At 76.7% G+C, this 22,500-nt stretch carries 9 protein-coding genes; 4 read left to right on the forward strand and 5 right to left on the reverse strand.

Annotated elements, in window-relative coordinates:
- Nucleotides 1-48: 48 nt before the first annotated feature.
- A complete protein-coding gene (locus J2S46_RS04255; protein ID WP_191293565.1) occupies nucleotides 49-2,631 on the reverse strand; it encodes a right-handed parallel beta-helix repeat-containing protein in 2,583 nt (860 codons plus the stop codon).
- Entirely contained in the window at nucleotides 2,631-10,697 is an 8,067-nt protein-coding gene (locus tag J2S46_RS04260; protein ID WP_191293567.1) for a putative T7SS-secreted protein, read from the reverse strand. The genes J2S46_RS04255 and J2S46_RS04260 overlap by 1 nt, the downstream gene beginning before the upstream one ends.
- A 245-nt stretch (nucleotides 10,698-10,942) precedes the next feature.
- Here J2S46_RS04260 and J2S46_RS04265 point away from each other — a divergent pair, with 245 nt between their 5' ends.
- Both J2S46_RS04265 and J2S46_RS04270 read left to right on the forward strand, forming a co-directional pair.
- The gene (locus J2S46_RS04265) at nucleotides 10,943-11,755 is read left to right on the forward strand and encodes a hypothetical protein (RefSeq protein WP_191293568.1); all 813 of its coding nucleotides are present in this window, start codon (nucleotides 10,943-10,945) and stop codon (nucleotides 11,753-11,755) included.
- Between the two features lie 89 nt (nucleotides 11,756-11,844).
- Nucleotides 11,845-12,147, forward strand: a complete 303-nt coding sequence (locus tag J2S46_RS04270; protein WP_073926773.1) for a WXG100 family type VII secretion target — start codon at nucleotides 11,845-11,847, stop codon at nucleotides 12,145-12,147.
- An 85-nt stretch (nucleotides 12,148-12,232) separates the two neighbouring features.
- Here J2S46_RS04270 and J2S46_RS04275 read toward each other — a convergent pair whose 3' ends face one another.
- From J2S46_RS04275 to J2S46_RS04285, 3 genes are all read right to left on the reverse strand, one after another.
- A complete protein-coding gene (locus J2S46_RS04275) occupies nucleotides 12,233-16,870 on the reverse strand; it encodes an FtsK/SpoIIIE domain-containing protein (protein ID WP_191293569.1) in 4,638 nt (1,545 codons plus the stop codon).
- A 162-nt stretch (nucleotides 16,871-17,032) separates the two neighbouring features.
- Complete coding sequence (locus tag J2S46_RS04280; RefSeq protein ID WP_191293570.1) at nucleotides 17,033-19,294, reverse strand: serine/threonine-protein kinase; 2,262 nt, start codon at nucleotides 19,292-19,294, stop codon at nucleotides 17,033-17,035.
- Entirely contained in the window at nucleotides 19,291-19,902 is a 612-nt protein-coding gene (locus J2S46_RS04285) for a sigma-70 family RNA polymerase sigma factor (protein ID WP_191293572.1), read from the reverse strand. Before J2S46_RS04285 ends, J2S46_RS04280 begins: the two co-directional genes overlap by 4 nt.
- A 276-nt stretch (nucleotides 19,903-20,178) precedes the next feature.
- Here J2S46_RS04285 and J2S46_RS04290 point away from each other — a divergent pair, with 276 nt between their 5' ends.
- A complete protein-coding gene (locus tag J2S46_RS04290; protein ID WP_229913258.1) occupies nucleotides 20,179-21,159 on the forward strand; it encodes a ricin-type beta-trefoil lectin domain protein in 981 nt (326 codons plus the stop codon).
- A gap of 215 nt (nucleotides 21,160-21,374) precedes the next feature.
- Entirely contained in the window at nucleotides 21,375-22,157 is a 783-nt protein-coding gene (locus J2S46_RS04295; RefSeq protein WP_191293573.1) for a glucosamine-6-phosphate deaminase, read from the forward strand.
- Nucleotides 22,158-22,500 lie beyond the last annotated feature (343 nt).

Below are 22,500 nucleotides of genomic sequence, written 5' to 3' on the forward strand. Positions count from 1 at the left end.
CCCTGAACGGCCACCGCCCGACGGGGCGGCGGCCGGGGCGGCAGCGGGTCAGCCGAGCGGCGGCAGGTCCTCCGCCTCCAGCGCGGTGAGCTGACCGGGGGTGGGGTTGCCGAGTTCCGCCATCCGCTGGGCCTGCCGCTCGGTCATCTCCTGGAACGTCTGGCGGGCCGAGCGGCCGTTGCCGAAGCCGGCCTCGCGCGGGACGGTCTCGAAGTGGCGCAGCAGCCGCTCCCGGGCCGTCGCGGTCAGCTCGTACCGGTGCTCCTGCGCCTGGTGCTCGACGATCGCCACCAGGTCGGCCGCCTGGTAGTCCTCGAAGAGCAGGGTGCGGGTGAAGCGCGAGGACAGGCCCGGGTTGGAGCCGATGAAGCGGGCCATGTCGGCCGGGTAGCCGGCGGCGATCACCACCACGTCGTCGCGGTGGTCCTCCATCAGCTTGACCAGGGTGGCGACCGCCTCCAGGCCGAAGTCGTGGCCGCCGGCGGCGGGCACCAGCGAGTACGCCTCGTCGATGAACAGCACCCCGCCGAGCGCCCGGTTGAAGGCGGCGGCCGTCCGCGGCCCGGTGTGGCCGACGTACTCGCCGACCAGCGCGCTGCGGTCGACCTCCACCAGGTGGCCCTGGCGCAGCAGGCCGAGCGCCTTCAGCAGCCGGCCGTAGAGCCGGGCGACGGTGGTCTTGCCGGTGCCGGGGTTGCCGGCGAAGACCAGGTGGCGGCTGAGCGGCGGGGCGGGCAGGCCGGCCTCCTCGCGCAGCCGTACCGCCTGCATCAGCTTCACCATGGAGTGCACGTCGTGCTTGACCCGGTCGAGGCCGACCAGGGTGCCGAGCTCCGCCAGCAGGTCGTCCAGGTGCTCCTCGGCCACCTCGGGCGGCGGCCCGGCCGGGGTCAGGGCGGCGAGCGGCGGCACGGGGGCCCCGGCTGGCAGCCCGAAGGGGGCCGGCGCGGCGGACGGCGGCGCCGGGCGGTCGCCGAGGTCGCACTCCTCGAACACGGGCGCCGCGCCCTCCTCGCCGCCCAGCGCCTCGGCACAGTCCAGCACCCGGCAGCGGCGCAGCCGGGGGCCGGCGCCGGCGGCCAGGTGCAGGGCGGGGAAGGCGGAGCGGACCACGTCGCAGGAGGTGAGCAGGCCGCCGGAGTCCTGGGCGAAGTAGATGCCGTTCTTGCCGGCGCCCTCGATCCGCAGGCCGCTGACCTTGGGGCGGGCGCCCGTCCACACCACCAGGCCGGAGCCGGCGCTGCCCTCCACGGTGCCGCCCTCCACGGTGACCTCGGAGCCGGTGTCCAGCAGGATCCCGGCCGCGCCGGCGCCGGCCACCCGGTTGCCGAGGAGTTCGGCCTTGGCGCCCGGGCCGATCTCCAGGCCGCTTCGGACGGTCGCGATGACGGTCGAGTGGGCGATCCGGGAGCCTGCCGGGGAGGAGACGGTGACCCCGGTGTCGGCGGCGGAGATCCGGCAGCCGGTGACGGTCGCGGCGGACTCCTCGGTGACCGCCACGCCGGCCATGGTGACCCCGCTGACGGCGCAGTCGGTGAGGACGGCGCGGGCCCGGCCGGCCAGGTGCACGCCGTGCTCGGCGCCGCCGCGGACCCGGGAGTCGGTGAGGGTGCCGTCGGCGTCGCCGGAGAGGTGCAGGGCGCTGAAGGCGCAGTCGTCCAGCCGGCAGTCGGTGAGTTCGGCGCGGGCGGAGCCGGTGGCGAGCAGCCCGTTGGCGGCCGGCTCCCGGACGGTGCAGCCGCGGGCGACCAGGCGGCCCTCGTCCTGCACCACCAGGGCGCTGGCGCCGGCGCCGCCGATCCGGCAGTCGGCGAGTTCGGCCCTGGCGGAGCCGGTGACCTGCACGCCGGCGGCTCCGGCCGACTCCACCCGGGTGCCGTCGGCGGTGGCCCGGGAGGCGTCCTCCAGCAGCAGCCCGGCGCGGCCGGTCCGGTGCAGCGCCGAGTCGCCGAGGCGCAGCCGGGAGCGGCCGCGCAGCCGGATGCCCGAGCCGGTGGTGGACTCCAGGCGCAGCCGGACGGCGTCCAGCCGCGCGGTGCCGGACAGCACCACGCCGGTGCCGTCGACGGTGGTGATCACGGTGTCCTCGGCCCGGACCCGGGCGCCGCCGGACAGCCGCAGCGCCGCCAGCCGGGCGCCCTCCAGCCGGCAGTGCCGCAGCAGGACGGCGGAGGTGCCCTGCGCGTCGTCCTGCTCGCCTTGTCCGTCCTGCTCGGCGCGCTCCGGTCCGCGGACCTCGATCCGGCCGCCGCGCACGGTGCAGTGGGCGAGCACCACGCCTGCGCCGGGGGCGACGCTGACCGCGGGCTCGCCCGGGTCGGCGGCCTCGATGTCCAGGCTGCGGACCAGGCAGTCCGGCCCCTGGACGGTGAGGGCCGGGCCGGCGCCGGCGGGGGCGGCCAGCACCACGGTGCCGGAGCCCTGGCGGGCGACCAGCACCACCCGGCGCTCCAGGACCACCGCCTCCTCGTAGCGGCCGGGGTCCACCACCACGGTGTCGCCCGGGACGGCGGCCCGCAGGGCGTCGCCGATCTGGCGGTGGGCGCCGCGCCCGCGCGGGCCGACGGCGTGGATCCGGGTCGGCTGCTCGGCCGGCCGGGCGACGCTCTGACGGGTGGTCCGACGATCCATCAGGGGTTCTGTCCTTGCTGCGGGCCGGGGGCCGGCGGGAGCGGGTTGCGGTACCACGGGGGGTTGATGCTCGCCCGGTAGGCGTTGGTCAGCCAGAGCGAGGTGACGGTCTTCTCGAAGATCTTGAAGGGCAACTGGAGCCAGAACTCGCCGAAGCCCTGCCGGTGGAAGAACCGGCTGCCGCCGCCCATGATCACGGCGTTCTTGGCCAGCGCGGCGCTGCTCGCGGTGGTGAGCCCGGCCAGGCCGGCGATGCCGCCGTCCAGGAAGGCGTCCATCCCGCTCAGCACGTGGGTCTTGCCGTCGGCACCGGTGACGCCCCAGACGGCGGCGTTCATCGAGCCGTTGACCCAGCCGACCACGCCGCCGAGGGCCGCGTTGTAGAAGAAGTCGTAGGTGCCGCCGCGCCAGCGGGTCGGGGTCTCGTTGCCGGCCCACTCGTTGGACCAGTTCTTGTCGTGGTTGTTGGGCCGGCGGAACTCGTGCTTGCCGCCGTCCACGTTGCCGAGCACCGACTTGGGCCCGCCGGTGAAGGAGCCGCGGATCTCGTGCATCCCGGTGCTGACCAGGCTCTTGACGCCCGCGCCGACCGCCGCGTTGGCGAAGGCCTTCAGGGCGTCCTTGCCGGTGAACTGCTTATGGTTGGCCGCCGCCACGATCCCGTTGACGGCCAGGTTGGCGCCGAACTCCAGGATGAACTCCTGGCCGAACTCCAGCGCGACCTTCTTCGCCAGCACCTTCCAGTACGGCTGGTAGAGCGCCTCGCCGAGCGGCACCCGGCCGCCGGCCGCGGCGGGCAGCCCCGGAACGCCGTCCAGCGCGTTCTGCATCCGCGGGACGCGCACCGAGACCGAGTCGCCCCAGGGCAGCCGGTTGGCCTCGCGGATCCGCCGGCCGAATCCGCGGATCTCGGTGAGCGGGCCGCGGAAGTCGTACTCGTTGCCGGTGACCCGCAGGCCGCCGCCCGGGGTGCTCTCCCAGACCAGGCCGCTGTCGGTGCGCTGGGCGACGATCCGCCCGTTGCCGTCGTAGCGGCGCCACTGGCTGCGCCAGGCGTCCTTCTCCAGGAAGGTGCCGTCGCCGAGCGGCTTGCGCTCGCGGACGACCGCGCCGTGGTCGAACTCCTTCCAGGCGCCGGCCGGATGCGGCGCGCCGCCGCCCGGCACGTACTCGCGCACCCGCAGCGGTCCGTCGCCGAGCGCCAGGTGCGGGGGCACCTCGCGGACGGTGAGGGCCGGGCCGCCGCCGGCCGGCCGGAACTCGTCCCGGAAGTGCCGGGCGCCGGCGTGCCAACCGTCCTCCCAGGCCCGGGTGGTGCCGTTCCACCAGCGGCGGACCTGCTGCCCGGCGCCGTAGTCGACGACGGCACCGCCCGGCCCGTACTTCCGGGTGAACCAGCGCTCGCCGCCGCCGGGCGCGGTGCCCCGCCAGGAGTCGGTCCACCGGCCGCCGTCCAGCATGTTCCGCTCGCGGACGAGGGCGCCGGCGCCGTCGAAGTCGCGGAAGGAGTCGTCCCAGGGCAGCCGGGGGTCGTCGGAGCCGCGGAAGACCGTCCGGTTGCCGGTGGTCACGTTGCCGAGGTGGTCGGTGGCCGTCCAGTGCCAGCGCGCCGAGTCGGGGCGGCCGGTGCCGGTGATCCGCGTCGGGTTGCCGTGCGCGTCGCTCCAGGTGTCGTGGGTGCCGGTCAGGTTGCCGTGCGCGTCGCGCTGCACCCAGGGGTTGTCGAGGCGCCCGTTGACCTGACCGGTCGCCGGGTTCACCTGCGGCGGCACCCGGTACTCGCGGACCGAGCCGTCCGCGAAGCCCTCGCGGGCCACCACCCAGCCGCCGGCCGGGTCCTGGAACCGGTCCTGCCAGATCGGCCGGTTCGCTCCGCCGCCGGGCGCCGGGGGCAGGTCGGCCCGGTAGCCGCGGCGGCCGGGCTCCTCCCAGGGGATGTGCGCCGGGTCGGTCGGCGGGTGGCCCGGCGGGGTGGCGTGGTCGCCGACCTTGAGGGTGTTGCCGCTGTGCAGTTTGACGGTCGAGCGGACGAACCGGCCGTCGGCGCCGAGGTCGACCAGCGCGCCGTCCATGGCGACGTAGCGCACCCCGCCGACGGCGTGCACGCCGCCCGCGTTCACCCCGCCGGTCTTGTTCCAGTGGAAGGTCTGGAAGCGGGTGTCGGTCGCCAGGTGGGCGGCGGCGCCCTGCGGGGTGCCGGCGTGCACCAGCCGGTCGCGCACCCAGACCGGCGGGCGCTGCTCGGACCACCGGGAGGTGACCAGCACGCCCTGGTCGGTGGTCAGCACCTCGCGCTTGCCGACCTCCTTGCCGTGCGGGGACTGCCGCTCCCAGGTGTGCTGGACGCCGGCCCGCCAGGTGTGCTCCTGGAAGTGGCCGGCCTTGTCCGGGCCGTGCGCCATCCCGTACTGCTTCTGGACGAGGGTGTTGTCGGCCAGCCGGTCGGTCCAGCCGCCGTCCCGGTGCGGGGTCCGCGGGCCGTGCGCCAGCTCCGTGCCGGCGCCGTCGAAGCGGTGCCAGGTCCAGCGGCCGCCGGCGCCCCGGACGGCGAAGGTGTGGCCGGCCACCCCGCCGGTCTTCTGCAGGCCGTCCCGGTACTCGTGCACGGTGGTGCCCCGGTGGTCGACGTCCCGCCAGCCGAAGCCGGAGGTGTCGTAGCGGCGGGTGCCGTGCCCGGCCAGCGCTCCGGTGTCGTCCCAGTGGGCCCAGCCGGTCCGGCGGTTGAGGTCGCCGAAGGAGATGGTGTCGGTGCGGCGGTAGGCGTCCAGCACACCGCCGCCGGGCAGCACCCGGCGCTCGAACACCTCCACCGGCGTGTACGTCGAGCCGAGCAGCCGGATCCGGCCGCCGTTGCCGGTGATCTCGACCCGGCCGTGGTGGAAGGCGCCGGTGCCGGCCGCCGGGGCGGGGTGCGCGGCGGCCGGGTGCGGCTGCCGGCTCCAGGTGGCCCCGGCGGCCGGGGTGTGGTCGATGACGTACTGGTGGTCGGTGCGGCGGCCGCCGTCCAGCACGTTGACGCCCTGGTGGGTGACGGCGCCGCCGTTGGGGTCGTAGGCGGTGAACTCGCCGTCCCGGGGGCCGCCCGGGCGGTCGAAGGTGACCTGGAGGCCACCGTCCGCGCGGACGGTGACGATCCGGTGCGGCACCGCCGTACCGGCCGCGTCCTCCAGCCGGCCGGGCATCCGGACGCCGGCCGGATTCGGCTCGGGGACCACCGCGAAGGTCCCGTTCGGGTTGCCGTCCGGGCCGCGCAGCGAGGTGCCGGCCTCCAGCCTGCTGCCGTCCGCGCCGTGCCGCACGAAGTCGCCGCCGGCCGTGGTGTCGGTGATCTGGCGGACGCCGCCGGGACGTTCGGTGACCGTCAGGTGCGGCAGCGGGGCGTCGGTGGCGTCCACCACGGTCAGGGTCCGCGGACCGCCCTGCGGGGTGTGCGCCACCACCCACCGGTCGACCGGGGCGCCGCCCGGTCCGCGCAGCCGGGTCGCGTCGTCGGTGAGCCGGCCGGCGTCGTCGAAGACCTGGTGGCCGCCGTCGAGGTCACCGACCCGGAACCCGGTGCCGTCCGCGGTGACGACCCGCCGGGGGTCGGGCCGGAACCCGCCGTCCAGCCAGTGCGGAGCGGGGGCCAACGGGTGGGCCGGGCCGCCGACCGGGCGCTCCAGGTGGCCGACCTGCACCCCGCCCGCGTCCAGCAGCTGCTGCCCGCGGGCGTCCAGCGTGCCGTCCGCGCCGTGCCGTTCGTAGCGCAGGCCGCCGCCCGGGGCGGTGGGCGGCCGCTCGACCCGGAACCCGCCGCCCGGGTGGGCCACCACCCGCTCCGGCAGACGGGCCCCCGTGATGTCGGTGAGCAGGTGGCCGCCGGCGCCGTCCGGCACCGCGAACCGGGCACCGCGCAGGCCCCCGGCGTCGGCCAGCGACAGGCCGGTCTCCACCCGCAGGCCGTCCGCGCCGTGGCGGACCGAGGCACCGGTGGCGGCGTCCGTGATCCGGACCGTGCCGTCGGGCAGGGTGGTGACCGGCTGCGGCAGCCGGGTGCCGGCCGCGTCGGTCAGCACATGACCGCCGGTACCGTCCGGCACCGCGAACCGGGCCCCGCGCAGACCCGCGCCGTCGCCGAGCGCCAGGCCCTGCTCGGCGAAGCCGCCCTGCGGGGTGTAGCGGGTGGAGACACCGGTGTGCGGGTCGGTGACCCGCCAGCCGCCGCCGGCCAGCTGGTCGGCGGTCAGGCCGTTCGGCCGGCCCGCGGCGTCGGTGATCCGGTGCGGGGCGCCGTCCACCAGGAAGTGGCCGCCCCGGACTCCGGCGGCGTCGGCCAGCGACAGGCCGGACTCCACCCGCAGGCCGTCCGCGCCGTGGCGGACCGAGACACCGGTGGCGGCGTCCGTGATCCGGACCGTGCCGTCGGGCAGGGTGGTGACCGGCTGCGCCAGCCGGGTGCCGGCGGCGTCGGTCAGCACATGGCCGCCCACGCCGTCCGGCACCGCGAACCGGGCCCCGCGCAGACCCGCGCCGTCGCCGAGCGCCAGGCCCTCGTCCAGGAACCGGCCCTGCACGTCGACGTGGACGGACCGGCCGGTGACCGGGTGGGTGACCCGCAGGCCGGCGCCGCCGGGCAGCACGTCCAGCCGGTGTCCGCCGGGGCCCGCCAGGGTGTGGGTGAGCGTGCCGTTGTCGTGGGACAGCACCAGGACGGGGCCGACCCGGGTACCGCCCGCGTCGAGCAGCGGGCGGCCCTCCTCGACCAGGGCGCCGCCCTGGTCGAAGCCGCGGTGCCCGCCGGTGAGCGGGTCGCGCAGGTCGAAGCCGCCGGTGGGCCGGGCGGTGACGTTCAGCGGCAGCGGGCCGGTGGCGTCGCGCACCTCGTGGGTCGGGGCGCCGTGACCGTCGAAGTCGGTGTGCACCCACTGGCCGGTGGGTGCACCGTCCAGGCCGCCCAGCGGGATCTCCTCGGCGACCAGCCGGCCGGTGCCGTCGTAGCTCGCGGTGCTGCCCAGGTGGGCGTTGTGCACGTCGAAGCCGCCGCCGGGCCGGGACACCGGCTGCATGAGCGGGTCGGGGACGTTGTGCGCGTCCAGCATCCGGTGGACCGGCCCGCCGGGGGTGACGGTGGTCTCGATCCGCCAGCCGTTCGGGCCCGCCGCCGCGCCGTCCGCCAGCGGGAGCAGCACCGGTGGCGGGGGCGCGGCCTGGACGAGGACCTGCGGCACCGGCTGCGGGTTGAGCTGCGGCATGGCCTGGGAGCCGCCGGAGCCGCCGAGCAGCCGGGGGCGCTCGCGCAGGCTGTCAGCGCTGAGCCGGGCGAGGTCCTGGTCCATCCGGGCCGGGTCGACTCCGAGTGCGCCGAGCCGGTCCAGGCTCTCGTCGAGGCGCTGCGCGGCGACGTCCACCGAGGCCTGGGCGTGGATCCGGACGGGGCTCGGCCGGGAGCCGGAGCCCGGACGGGCGTCCAGGTCGGCGAGCAGCCGCTCGGCCTTGCCGAACTCGTGCCGGGCCAGGGTGAGTTCCTGCCAGGCCTGGAGCTTGGCGGCGCGGGCCGGGTCGTCGGCTGCGCCGAACAGGGCGACCACGCGGTCGCTCTGCTGCCGCCAGAGCTGGTCGAGCTGGGCGCCCGTCAGCCTGCCGGGGGCGGCGCCTGCGCCGTGCGGGGCCGCCGCGGCCGACGACGGGTGCACCGGCGGGGCCTGCACGAGCGGGGCCTGGACCAGCGGGGGCGGAGTGTGGGCGGTCAGGCCCGGGGTGTGGGCGGCGGGGGGCTGCACGGCGGACGTGACCGGGGGCGGGGTGAGGCCGTGGCCGCCGTGGTCCAGCAGGCCGAGCGCCTCGTCGATCCGGGTGACGGCGCCGGCTCCGACGCCGGGGGCGTGCACGCCCGGCAGCACGGCGGGCGGCGCCGTGACGGCCCGGGGCGGGGCGAACTCCGAGAGATGGATGTTGACCTGATGAGCCGTCAGCGCCTGGGTGCGGTGCTCCCCCAGGTGGCCGCCGGTGCTGAAGACCGGGGCGTCGGCCCGGTTCAGCGGCGAGCCGGTGGCCAGCAGGTCCATCGCACCGTGCAGTTGCGCCCCGGGCGAGCCGATCTGGCCGAGGCCGTGCACGGTGGTGGCGGGCGCGGTGGTGACCGGGGTGAACGCGCCGCCGGGGTGGACGCCGGCGCTCGGGCTCAGGTTCACGGCCGGGTGCACGGTGGTCGCCGGGTGGATGCCGTTCGCCGGGGCGAGCAGGTCGGCCGTGTGCACCGCCGGAACGTGCGGGGCGGCGGTGTGCAGCGCGCCCGTGCCTGCGGTGCCGACGGTGCCGAGCCCGTTCACGGCGGTGCCCGGCTGGTGCAGCAGGCCCACCGTCTGGGTCTGCAGGGCCGGCAGGTGGACGGTGCCCGTACCGGCACCGAGGCTGTCGGTGAGATGGGCGGCCGGGGTCACGGGGTGCGTGCTGCCGAGCGTCCCCGGCAGGTGCAGGGTGCCGGGGCTGCCGGCGTGGCCGGCCAGGTTGCCGGCGCCGACGGGGGTGTGCGCGCTGACGCCGAGGCCGGTGTCCAGGTGCAGGCCGCTCGGGGTGACCGTCAGATTGGCCCAGTCGCCCATCCGGACGGCGTGCAGCTCGCGCACCGGGGTGTCCAGCAAGGCGTCCAACTGCCGTACCGCGTGCGGAGCGAGCGAGAGCTGGTCGGCGAAGCCGCTGTGCACGCCGAAGGTCGGCGGGCGGGAGAAGCCCAGACCGAGGCCGCCCGGCTCCAGGTGCGGCAGCTCCAGGCCGCGCGGGCCCGACCAGTCGCCGAGCCGGATCTTGGCGAGGTCCGCGCGCGGCAGGTCCACCAGGGCGTCCACCTGGTGCAGCGGCGGCGGCACCGGGATCGCCGCCGCCGTCCGGCCGGCGGTGCCCAGGATCGGCGCGCCGAACCGGAACTTGCCCAGCACGCCGCGCTCCACGAACCCGATCCGCAGCGCGCCGCGCAGCCCGTACTGGCCGATCTCGGCCGCGTCCACCGGGAGCACCAGCCGCAGCCACTTGGTGCCGCCGAGTTCGGCGCGGGCGAAGTTCCAGGAGGCGGTGCCGAACCGGCCGAGCCCGGCGGGCAGGCCGCGGACCAGCCCGGGGATCGCCTTGATGCCGTTGATGACGGCGAGGCCGCTGCCGCGGAAGGTCATGCCGGCCCAGTTGGGCAGCTTGGTGACGGAGTTCAGCACCCAGAGGCCGCCGGACTTCACCCAGTTGCCGGTCAGCGAGGCGAAGTCGCGCAGGCCGGGCAGGAAGGCGAAGCCGTGCATCCCGCCGCCGGTGAACATGCCTCGGAAGAAGTTGGCCACCGCCTGGCCGACGCCCTTGATGCCCTTCCAGGTGAACTTGGCCCCGGCACTGATCAGTTTGAGCAGCGGCAGGCCCTTGGTGGTCGGCGCGATCATGCCGAGGCCGGAGAGGAAGAGGTCCAGCGCGCTGGCCTTGCCCTGGGCGAAGTCCACCGCGGTCTTGACGAAGATCGCCAGGTTGACGCCGATCGCGATCAGCGCGATCGGCCCGCCGAAGATCAGGGCCGGCAGGATCAGTGCGATCGCCAGCCACTGGAAGGCCTCCCAGAAGAGATCGCAGTCGGAGACCGGCTGCTTGATGCCCCGGGCCGCGCTGCTGAGCGCGCTGCCGGCCGTCCGCCCGGCCTCGTCCTGGGCGGTGCCGGCGGCCCGGGCGGTGCTCGCGAGTTCGGTCAGCCGGGTGTCGTCCTTGGCCAGGCCGCGCCCCTGGGAGAGCGCGTTGTCGGCGCGCCACTGCTGGTCGCGGACCACGCCGGCGTACGTGGTGAGCGCCCGGGCGGAGTTCTCGAAGGCGTCGGCGACGGACTGCACGAAGCCGCGCAGCGGGCCGCTGATCTTGTCCCGGAGGGCGTCCGCGGTCTGTCCGACGAAGGCGCCGTCCCCGGTCTTGTCGAGCACCGCGTCCAGCGCGTCGTCGATCTCCCTGGCCACCCGCCCGAGGTCGGCCAGCGAGCGCTGCACCTCGTCCATCCGCTCCGGGTCCCCGGGGGTGGGGTCGGCGGTCAGGCCGATCGCGCTCCAGTCGGTCGGACGCTGGGCCATCTCGGGTCCTCTCCGTACGCGGCCTGGCGGGCGGGGCACTCCCCCGGCGTGCGCACAGCACTCCCGGCCTGACCACGTGCGAAGCCACGGCGCGGTTCACCGGGCGGCTACGGGCCTGTTCACCCGGGCCGGGACGGGCCTGTTCCCCCGGCCGGGCGGCCGGCACGCGCGGGCGCGGTGAACCGCGGCCCCCTCCCGCACGTGGTCAGGCCGGAGCAGCACGGCTACCCGACCGGAGGGACCTCTTGCCCGACTTCGCGATGGACTACGGCATCCTCAACGAGGCCCGCAAGGACCTGCACGACCTGGCCGACCGGATCTCCCCCACCCTGTCCAACAGCGTCTTCTCGCAGCTGGGTTCGGGGAATCTGGGCGACGCCCAGGCGGTGTTCGGCGACCCGAACGTCACCAACGGGTTCCGCAGCCTCTACCGGCTCTCCAAGGACCCGATGAACCGGGCCGTGGACCACCTCAAGCAACTGGGCGACGTCTTCGGGGCCGTCGCCGACGGCTACTTCGACGTGGACGCGCAGATCTCCGACGGCCTCGGGGTGATGGGCGCCAACATGGGGCTGGACGCCTGGCGCGGCCGGAAGTCCGCCTGGGACTACCGCAACGCCCACGCCGACCAGTGCACCCCTGACGAGCACGGCAAGGTGCCGGAGTTCTGCAGTGCCACCGACCCGGGCGCGCCGCCGGTCGACCAGACCATCGACACCGCCAACGGCTCGGTCCACACCCATCTCACCCTGGACGGCAACAACAACGTGGTCAAGGAGGAGACGACCGTCACCCACGACGGCCAGACCTACACCTCCACCACCAGCTACACGGACAACGGCAAGTCCTTCACCACCGACACCGTGTACTCGGACGGCACCAAGAACCACGCCGAGACCCATCTGCACGACGACGGCACCGGCGACATGACGGTCACCGACAACGACGGCGTGAAGACCGAGTACCACCGCGGCGGCCCGGGCCAGGAGTGGCAGCAGACCGGCGGCGGCAAGCCGGAGGACTCCTCGGACGACGGCTCCTACCCGCCGGTGTTCTGACCGCACGCCGGCGCCGACGCCCACCCGGCCCCAGGCCCACCCGCACGATGCGCACACCCGTATCGACCATCCCCCTTGAGAGGACGACCATGCCCAACATCTCCCTGGACTTCGACAAGATCGAGGCCACCTCGGCCCGCCTGGACTCGGCCAGCGACAACATCGTGCCGATGCTCAACGACCTCAAGAACGACGTGAACAACCTGCTCGGCGACGGCATGGTGTTCCAGCAGTCCAGCCCGGCGATGCAGGAGGCCTACGACAAGTTCAACACCAGCCTGCTGGCCGCCATGGACGGCATCAAGGGCTTCGCCAAGCAGTTCCGCCAGATCAAGGACCAGATGCACCAGATGGACGCCGACATGGCCAGCAGCCTGCGCGAGGGCAGCTGACCGCAGGACGCCGAGGGGCCGGGACACCCGTCCCGGCCCCTCCCGCGTGGCCGCCGCCGTCAACCCCACGGCGGCGGCGGACGGTTCAGCCCTCCGCGCGCAGCACCGTCAACGGCACCTGCACCGCCATCGCCTCGCCGGCCCGGCCGGTGGTCCAGCCCCGGCCGGTGACCGGGGTGGCGCGGATCAGGTGGACCGGGAGCCGGATCCCGATCATGTCGCCCTCCTGGAGGCTCTTCGGGGCCAGCAGCAGCCCCCGGCGGGCCCGCTTGGCGGCGGTGACCCAGCCGCCCATCGCCACCTGGAGGGCGTCGGCCGGGCCGGCGTAGAGCAGGCCGAGGCCCCGGTCCCGGCCGAAGGTCGCGGTCTCCTTGAGGACCCGGTCGCAGGCCGGCATCGCCAGCAGGTCGGCGTCGTCGACCACGATCACCCGGGGGCCGCCCAGGTCGTCCAGCGCCGCCTGGACCAGTTCGGCGGCCGGGTCCGGCTCGGTGAGGACCCGGGCCAGCGGATGCCGGGCGAGCGCCCGCAGCGGGGAGTGCCGCGGGGTCAGCACCACCAGCGAGGTTCCGCCGGCCAGCAGGGACACCGCCAGCGAGGCCAGCACCGTGCTGCGGCCCGATCCGGGCGGGCCGAGCACCGCGAAGGCGGCGGACGAGCCGGCGAAGTCCACCCCGACCGGTCCGGCGTCGTCCCCGCCCATGCCGAGCAGGCCCCACATCGGGCGGCGCAGTCCGGCCTCGACCGTCTCGTAGGCCTCGGCGAAGTCCACCGACCTGGGCAGCGAGGCGACCGGGAAGGGCCGCCGGGCGGCGGGCACCGCGGCGTCCCGGCGGGTGGTCTCGATGCCGATCGCGGCGAGCGCCTTCGCCTGCTCCTGGCCGCCGTCGCCGGGAGCCAGCAGCGCCACCTGGGTCTCGGTGCCGCTGAGCGCGTGCCAGCCGCGGCCGGCGGGCACCGCCGCGGGCACCTTGCCCGGGGAGAGCCCGACGAGCTGGTAGTCGTTGCGGTCCCCCTGGCGGAGCAGCAGCTTGTGGTCGTTGTGGGCGGCGAGCCGGCCGCCGAGCAGCGAGCGTTCGGAGCTGGCGACCACATGGATCCCGGCCGCCGCGCCCTCCCGCAGCAGCCGGGTGACCAGATCCACCAGCCGCCCGTTGTCGTGGTCGTCGAGCAGGCCGGAGAGCGCGTCCCAGCCGTCGATCAGCAGCAGGATGTGCGCCGGCCGCTCGGCCCTGGGGAGCAGCGCGCGCAGTTCGTTCAGCCCGGCCGCGTTGTGCTCGCTGCAGCTCTCCTGGCGGGCGGTCAGCTCGGCGGTGAGCCGGTGCAGCAGTCGCTCCAGGCGCTCCAGGTCGTGCCGGGAGACCACCGCGCCGCAGTGCGGCAGGGCGGACAGCGCGGCCAGGCCGCCGCCGGCCGCGTCGATGCCGTAGATGTGCACGTCCGCCGAGGACGCGGCGCGGGCGGCGGACCCGGCCAGGGTGCGCAGCACCTGGGTGCGGCCGGAGCGGGGCGCGCCGATCACGTACAGGTGACCGAAGGACGCGAGATCCGCGGTGGCCACCCGGCGCTCCTGGAGCTGCGGGACGTCCTCCAGCGCGTACGGGATCGGCGGCAGGGGGCCGTCGTGGTCGGGGAGCAGCGCGGTGAGGTCGTCCAGCAGGACGCGCTCCGCCAGGGCGGGCAGCCAGGGGCTCGGCTGCGGGACGAAGTCGTCCAGGCCGGCCGCCGCCTCGCGCAGGGCCGCGACCAGGGCCTGGAGGTCGGTGGGGGCCGGCGCGGCGGGGGCACCGGGGTCGCTGTCGACGAGTGGCATCGCGACCGGCCGGCCGAGCCGGCCCCAGGAGAGTTCGGCGGCGCGGACGGGGGCGCCGGCGGGGCGGTCCGGGCCGCTGCCCGTACCGGGCCGGGCGGCGCCCGCCCAGGCGCCCTGGAACGGCACGGTGGAGCGGTGTCCGAGGCGCACCAGGGCCCGGCCGGGGGCGGAGCTGGGGATGTGCACGGCCTCGGAGGTGTCGATGATGTCCTGGCTCTCGGTCGAGTCGGTGACCCGCAGCGCGATCCGGAGGTTGGTGTTGGCGCGGATGTCGCTGGTGACGGCGCCGGAGGGACGCTGGGTGGCGAGCACCAGGTGGATGCCGAGCGAGCGGCCGCGCTGGGCGATCCCGATCAGGCCGGGCACGAAGTCCGGCACCTCGCGGACCAGGGTGGCGAACTCGTCGATGACCAGCAGCAGTCGGGGCAGCGGCGCGAGGGTGGGGTCGGCCAGCCGCTTGGAGCGGTACTCGGGGTGGTCCTTGGCCGCCACCTCGGCGAGCAGCCGCTCGCGGCGGCGCAGTTCGGCGCCGAGGGACTCCAGCGCGCGCTCCACCAGGTGGGCGTCGAGGTCGGTCACCATGCCCAGGGTGTGCGGGAGTTCGGCACACTCGCGGAAGGCCGAGCCGCCCTTGTAGTCGACCAGGACGAAGGTCAGTTCGTCGGGCCGGTTGGCGGCGGCCAGCGAGGCGACGAAGGACTGCAGCAGTTCGGACTTGCCCGAGCCGGTGGTTCCCGCGACCAGGGCGTGCGGGCCGTCGCGCACCAGGTCCAGGGTGAGCGGACCGTCGTAGCCGGTGCCGAGCAGGAAGCCGGTGGACGCGGGCCGGCGGCGCCAGCGTGCCAGCAGTTCGGCCGGGGCGGGCGGCTCCAGGCGCAGCAGGTCCAGCAGCTTGACCTGCTGCGGCAACCCGGCGTCGTGCTCGGGGCTGACGTCCCTGACCGGGGCGAGCGCGCGGGCGACCTGCTCGCACCAGTCGGTGTCGACCAGGTCGGCGCGGACGTCCGTGATGTCCGGCGCGCCGGTCCGGCGCACCGTCAGGCGGTGGCCGGCGGCCAGCACCACGGCGGCGCACTCCTCCGGCAGCAGCCGCTCCTGCTCGTCCAGGCAGACGCTGAAGACCCGTACCCGGGGGCCGTCGGTGAGAACCTGCACCATGCCGGGGACGTCGCGCAGCTGCCGGGCCCGGTCGGCGATCACCAGCACGTCCGGCTCGTTGAACATCGCCTTGCCCATGGAGGAGCCCAGCGCCCGCTGCCGGGCCTGGATCTGGGCGACCAGCTCGGAGATCCGGTTGGCGGTGGACTCCGGGTCGTTGCCGATGCTCACCACCGGGCCGCCGGCCGCGGCCGGCCGCAGGTGCGGCAGCCACCGCACCCACTCCCAGGCCTCCGCCCCGGCCCGCTCGGTGAGCACCACGATCCGCAGGTCGCGCGGACTGTGCAGGACGGCCGACTGGGCGACCAGCCAGCGGGCCAGCGCCTGGACGGGCTCACCGGCGCCCGCCACGCCGACCACGCCGTACTCGGCGATCTCCACCCCGATCGGGACGTCCGGGATGTTCCACCGCACGGTGCGGTGGTTCTCGTCGCGGGCGGGATCGTCCAGCTCCTTCACGGACGGCTGGTCGACCGTGCCGAGCCGCAGGACCAGGTGGTCCGGGTCGCGGCGGCGCCGCTCCCAGAGCCGGCTCCCCGGGCCGACGGCGGTCAGGCCGACCGTGGCCGGGTCCGGCCCCGCGAGGCCGCGGACCACCCGCTCGCGGTCGGCCGCCGTGCGGATCTCCCCCTCCAGGGCGCGGCGGCGCTGCCGGTAGCGGGCCTCGGCCAGCTCGTGCGCCTTGCGGTTGCCGCGACGTCCGACGATCCAGTTGGAGAGCGCCATCAGCGGGCTGAACAGGATGAACACCAGGTAGAAGTAGGAGTGGAAGACGGCCACCATCACCATGCCAAGCACCATCGGCGCGACCATCAGCAGCAGCGGGAACGGCCGCCGGGACGGCGCGGTGGGCGGCATCGGCAGCCGGATCCGCTCGGCGTCCAGGTGCGGGGCGATCCTCGGCGGGCGGTTGTAGTCCACGCCGATGCCGTCCGCGGAGGGCACCACGGCGGCGTCCGGTTCGACCGGCTCCACCAGGCGCAGCAGCGCGGCGCCGGCGGCCACGTCGCCGCCGAGCGGCCAGGCGGTGGCGCCGGGGGGCAGTGCCTCGGCGGGCGGGAGCGTCCCGGCGGTCGGCCGGGCGGCGGCGGAGGCACGGGACCCGGGGGCGGTGCCGGGGGCGGCCGGCGGATGGCCGGGGGCGGGCGGATCGACCGGCGCGCTCCCGGGCGGGCCCGGGACGCAGGCCCTGACCTCCACCGGGGAGCCGCCGGAGCGCTGCCAGAAGGCCGAGCCGTCCTGGCCCACCGTCAGCCACAGGCCCCCGGTGGGGACGCCGGAGCCGGACAGGCGGACGGCGCAGTCCGGGTCGGAGCCGATCTCGTGGCTGCCGGGCCCGAGCCGCCAGCTCCGCCCGGCGCCGGGGCCGGAGACCAGGTGCAGCTCCAACTGCGCCGCACCGCCGGGCCGTCCGTCCGGTGCGGGCACCCGTACCCGGTCCAGGTCGTCGACGGGGGCGCCCAGGCCGAGCACCGCCCCCTCCAGCACGCCCGCCCCGGCGACCGGGGCCGCCGGGTCCAGCGGGGCCGGGCCCAGGTGCAGGGCACGCGGGGCGACGGCCGCTGCCTGGCCGGCCGCGAACGCCGCCGCGCCACCCGCCGCGCCGGCCTCGCCGCGGGGGCCGGGGCCCTCGGACGGGGTCCGGTCGACGGCTGCGGCCAGGTCTCCGACGGTGGCGTAGGGCGGCAGGTCCAGCACATGGTCGCGGCGGCGGGCGTCGGCGCTGTCGACGAGCGTGACGGTGAGCTTCACCGGGTGGTCTCCAGGGGTCGGGCTCGGGTGTCGGGAGGGCGGTGGCCCGGGTCGCGGCCGGCGCCGGGACGGTCGGGTCGGATCGCAACGGATCGGATCGGGTCGCAACGGATCGGATCGGGTCGCAACGGTCCGTCGGGTCAGGTCGTCAGGACGGGACGGTCAGGACGGGACAGCGGCGGAGACGCCCGGCGGGCCCGAACCCGGGTCCGGGTCCGGCTCGGCGAGATCGTCGTCGACCGGGACCTGGACGGCCGGCACGCCGGGCCGGGCGGCGGGCGGGGCGGGGATCGAGGCAAGCACCGGAACGGCGGGCGGAGCCGCCAGGGCGGCCGTGAGGACGTCCGGACCGCCGACGGCCGGAGCCGAACCGCTCCGGCCGGCCTCCGGGCCACCGGTAACCCGGACCGGGCCGAAGGTGTCCTCGTCGCCGTGCGGCGCGGCCGGTGGCGGCAGCCTGAGCCGACCACGGACCCCGGGCGCCGCCGGGGCGCCGCCGGCGGGCGGAGCGGTGGCCGGAGCGGCGGGCGGAGCGGCGGCCGGAGCGGCGGCCGGAGCGGCGGGCGGAGCGGTGGCCGGACCGACCGGGTCCGGGGAGCCGGGCGTGGCCGCCGCGGCCGTGCGGCCGGGGCCGGACGGCACCGGACCGGTGGCGGCCCGGCCGGGCACCAGGGGGTACAGGGTGGCCGGGTCGGGCAGCACGGATTCGGGCCGGTCGGGCCCGGACGGTACCGGTCCGGGAGCCGGGCCGTCGCCGGCCGCCGGGCCGGGGCGCTGGACGAACCGCGGCCGGGCCGCCGGCGGCAGGCCCGTGGGCCGGGGCGCCCCGGGCGGTGTCGCCCGGCCCGGGACGATCACCGGGCCGAGCACCAGCGGGGGCGGGCCCGGAGCGGGCCCGGGTTCCGGTTCGGCTGGAGCGGACGGGCCGGCGGGGGCGGACGGGCCGGCGGGGGCGGACGGGCCGGCTGGAGCGGACGGGCCGGCTGGAGCGGACGGGCCGGCTGGAGCGGACGGGCCGGCCACGGTGGTCACCGGGGCGACCCTCCGGCCCGTTTCGGGACGGCCGAGCTTCGAACCGACCGGCTTCGAACGGCCCGGCGCGGGATCGTCCGGCCTGGAAGCGTCCGGCATGGGCTCGTCCGGCATGGGCTCGTCCGGTGCGGGCGGCTCCTCGGGGCCGGGCGGAGCGAGGGCGGACCGGCCGGGCAGCTCGGCCGAGCCCGGCCGGGGCCCCACCGCGTTCCCGCTCGCCGGGCGCGCCGGGTCGGGGCCGGGACCTCGCACCGGGACGGGAACGGCCGGTGGGCCCTGGGACTTCCCCGCCGGGGCCGGGCCCGCCACCGTCGCGCCCAGCGCGGACCGGCCGGGGAGCGCGGGCGCCGCCGGCCGCTCCGTGCCACCGGGGTGTCCGGCGCCGACGGGACCGCCGGGGCCGTCCGCGTCGAGGGCCGGCTCGGCCAGGTCGCTGTCGTCCGTGGGGCCGGCGTCGTGCGCGGGGTAGGGCGGCAGCAGTGCGAGGCTGCGGGCGGTCGCCCTGGCCAGCGGGACTGCGTCCACCCGCAGGCCGGTGCCGAGGACGCTCAGCCCGGCCCGGTCGGCGGTCAGCAGCCGGGCCGAGCCCCTGGCGCCGCTCAGGGCGAGCAACCGGGAGCCGGCGGCGGGGCGGGCCCCGGCCGGCAGCTCGGCGCAGACCGCGAAGGCCGGGGCGCCGCCGGTGCCGGCCCGCTCGGCCCGCGCCAGCGCGGCGGCCGGATCGGGGCCGCTGTGTCGGGGGTTGACGCCGTCCGCGACGGTGACGGCGCCGGCCGGCAACCGGGCGTCGAGCTGGGCCGCCAGGGCCTGCAGCACCGCGCGGGCGGTGCCCTTCTCACCGCTCAGTACGGTGGCGGCCGGCCCGGTGGTCAGGTCGAGCAGGACGGCGTGCCGCCCATCCGTGCCGAGCGCCGCGAGCAGCGGCGCCGGGCGCCCGCCGGTGGCCACCCCGGCCGCGTCCGCGCGGTCGAGCCACCAGAGCCGGGGGTCGGTGTCGTCCACCGCCCAGGGCTCGGGCGGCCGCGGCGGCGCGGCGGGCCCGCAGGCCACCAGCACCCCGACCACCGTCCGGCCGAGCAGCACCCCGTACGGCTGGACGCCCGGGACCCGCCCGGCGCCCAGCGCGGCCCGTTCGGCGTCGGCCCAGCCGGACCGGTCACCGAGCAGGCGGACCAGCAGCCGCAGGTGGCGGCGGTATCGGAGCTGTGCGCGGACGGGCGCGGCGAACGCGGCGGCGGTGGCGCCCGCCTCCCGTCGCAGACGGCGCCGGACGACCCGCCAGCCGCCGGCGCGCCGGGCGCCCAGCTGGGCGAGCACGGCGATCAGCAGCAGGAGTCCGGCCAGGCCGAACAGCGTGGCCGTGCCGCCGGGCACGGCGGGCAGGGCGCTCACGAGGCGATCCCGTGCGCGACCACGCCGCGGTCGGCGAGGTTCCGGCGCAGGGCCTGCACCCCGTAATGGGTACGGGACTTGAGGGTTCCGCCGGGTATCCCGAGCAGTTGGGCGGCGTCCGGGCCGGCCCGGCCCAGCAGGTGGACGTGCACGACGGCCTCCCGGTGGATCGGGTCGAGCGAGCGCAGCGAGTCGACCAGCACCTGGCGGTCCAGCACCTGGGCCGTCTGGTCGGCGACCGGCGCCTGGTCCGGGAAGCCCTCGGCGGCGATGCCGACCGGGACGGCGCGGTCCTTGCGCCGGCCGTCGATCAGCAGGTGGCGGGCGACGCGGAACAGCCACATCCGGATCGGCAGGTCGCTCCAGTCCAGCCGGTCGGACAACTGCCAGGCCCGCAGCAGGGTTTCCTGCACGATGTCCTCGACCTGGTGCGGGTCGTGACGGGACAGGCTGGTGACGAACCGCTGGAGCCGTTCCCGTTCGGCCAGCAGGAGCTCGGCGCGCCGCTCCGGGGCGGGCGGTGCGACCACCGCTCTGGGACGGACGGCCCCCGAGGGCTCGGACTGGCTGGCGGACGCCCGGTGGGTCGGGCCGGCGGTGCGCTCCATGACACTGCTCTTCCTGATCGTACGGCGGTCTGCAGCGGCGGAGACCCCCATGTCATGTGCGCGCAGGTCGCACATCCCCAACCGGCGGCCACGGTACTGACGCAAGTCGTCCGAAAGTTCGTGCCGGGGTGAACAGCAGGCCAAGTCATGTCGTTCAACCAGCCAACCGGCAGCACATCTTGACTGCCCGCCACCTCCGGAGCGGCAACTGTTCACCCGCCCGTGGTGTGCGCGGAGGAGGGTGGCGCCCACACCCTCACGCCCCCTGGAGGCCCGGTGCCCCCGTCCGACCCGCGGCCGGCGCGGCCCGCCGACCCGCCCGCCGACCGCTTCGCCGACACCTTCGCCCGGCACACCCCGTCGCCGCCGCGCGGGCTGCTGCCCGGTGCCCGGGCCTGGGGGGTCACGGCGGCCACCGCCGCCCTGGCCACGGCCGCCGTGCTCGGCGCCGCGCAGCTGCCGGAGCTCCTCCGGCGGCCCCCGGCCGTGAGCGCCGGACAGCCGGTGGCGGCCGCGAACAGCGCGCCCTCGTCCTCGCGCGGGACGCCCTCGCCGGCCGGGTCCGCACCGGCCGCGCCCGGCCCCGCCCCGACCGTCACCGTCCAGGCGGCCGCCCAGGGCGCCCCCGATCCCGCCGGCTCCGCCCCGGCCGGGCAGCACGAAGGCGCCGCCGCCCCGGCCGCGGTGGCGGGAGCAGGGGGCTCGCCTCCGCAGGGCGCCGACCGCACGCCCGTCCGGACCCAGGCGCCCGCACTGGCGCAGTCCGCTCCCGCGCCGGCGGCGGCCGCTCCCCCGGCGGCGGCGCCCGCGCAGTCCGCCGCCCCGGCTCTGGCCAACCCACCCGCCCCGGCCGTCGCCCAGCCCGTGACCGTGCCGGGCCGGCCGGTGGCCGGCCGGGCGTCCGGCAGGTGCATCGGCGTCCTCGGCGGGAAGGGCTCCGACGGCACGCCGCTGGAGCTGCAGGACTGCAACGGCTCGGCGGCGCAGTCCTGGGACTTCCGGGCCGACGGTTCGGTCCGGGCGCTCGGCCTGTGCATGGACGTGGCCTGGGCCTCGGTCGCCAACGGCGCCGTCGTCCAACTGGTGAACTGCAACGGCGGGCCGGCCCAGCGCTTCGTGCTGAGCGGCGCCGGGGACCTGGTCAACCCGCAGGCCGACAAGTGCGTGGACGCGAAGGACCAGGGCACCGGCAACGGCACCCGGCTCCAGCTCTGGAACTGCGCCGGCACCGCGAACCAGAAGTGGTACCTCCGCTGACGTCGCCTCACCGCCGGAGCGGCCGCCGCCGGGGGCCCGCCGGGCGGCCGGACGACGGCCCCGCGGCGGGCGGCGGCGCGGATCGGCAGGCCAGCGGCCGGAGCGGGGCCCGCCGAGGGGCCCGGGCGTCCACCGACCGGACTGGACCTGAGGGGTGGGTTCACGGCAATATGGTCTAGACCTCTCTCTGTCGCTCCAGAAATGGCGGACCCTGTATGGAAATCGTGATCGTCCCCGACGCCGCCGCCGGCGGTGAGCTCATCGCCGCGGCGATCGCCGATCTCCTGTCCGCCAAGCCCGACGCCCTGCTCGGCGTCGCGACCGGCTCCACCCCGCTGCCGATCTACCAGGCCCTGGCCGCCCGGGTCCAGGCCGCGACGCTGGACGCCTCGCGGGCCCGGATCTGCCAGCTGGACGAGTACGTGGGCCTGCCCGCCGGCCACCCCGAGTCCTACCGCTCGGTGGTGCTCCGCGAGGTCGTCGAGCCGCTCGGCCTCACCGAGGCGTCCTTCCTCGGCCCGGACGGCAACGCGGCGGACATCGCCGCGGCCGCCATCGCCTACGACCACGCGCTGGCCGAGGCCGGCGGCGTGGACCTGCAGTTGCTGGGCATCGGCACCGACGGGCACATCGGCTTCAACGAGCCGTGCTCCTCGCTCGCCTCGCGCACCCGGATCAAGACGCTGACCCGGCAGACCCGCGAGGACAACGCCCGCTTCTTCGACAGCCTGGACGAGGTGCCGCACCACGTCATCACCCAGGGCATCGGCACCATCCTGGAGGCCCGCCACCTGGTGCTGCTGGCCACCGGCGAGGCGAAGGCCGAGGCCGTCGCGCTGGCCGTCGAGGGCCCGCTGTCGGCCGCCGTCCCGGCCTCCGCGCTCCAGTTGCACCCGCACGCCACCGTGGTGGTCGACGAGGCGGCCGCCGCGGGCCTCAAGCTCGCCGACTACTTCCGCGACACCTACGCGGCCAAGCCCGCCTGGCAGGGCCTCTGATCCCCGCCGCCCTGGGACGCCGGTGACGGCGTCACCCGCGGGGTGCCCCCGTCCGGGCACCGAACCAGGGCACCGCATCGGCGGCTCCGGAGCGTACATCCGCTCCGGAGCCGCCGTTCGCGTTTCCCGCCTGGGACGGCGCGGCCCGGCCACAGCCGTACCGAGAACCCCATGGGCACCGCAAGGACCACCGGTACCCGCGAACAGCGTCAGGAGCAACAGCACCACCGGCACCGGCGCCACCCCACCCACCCCGCCGTCGCGCTCCCGTCGCAGCGACCCGCCTGCGGCGGCCCGCACCGCCCGGCAAGAGTCGCGTCATGTGGTCTGTGTCACTTCCACA

The sequence above is a fragment of the Kitasatospora herbaricolor genome (genome assembly GCF_030813695.1).
In the GTDB taxonomy this organism is placed as follows: Bacteria; Actinomycetota; Actinomycetes; order Streptomycetales; family Streptomycetaceae; genus Kitasatospora; species Kitasatospora herbaricolor.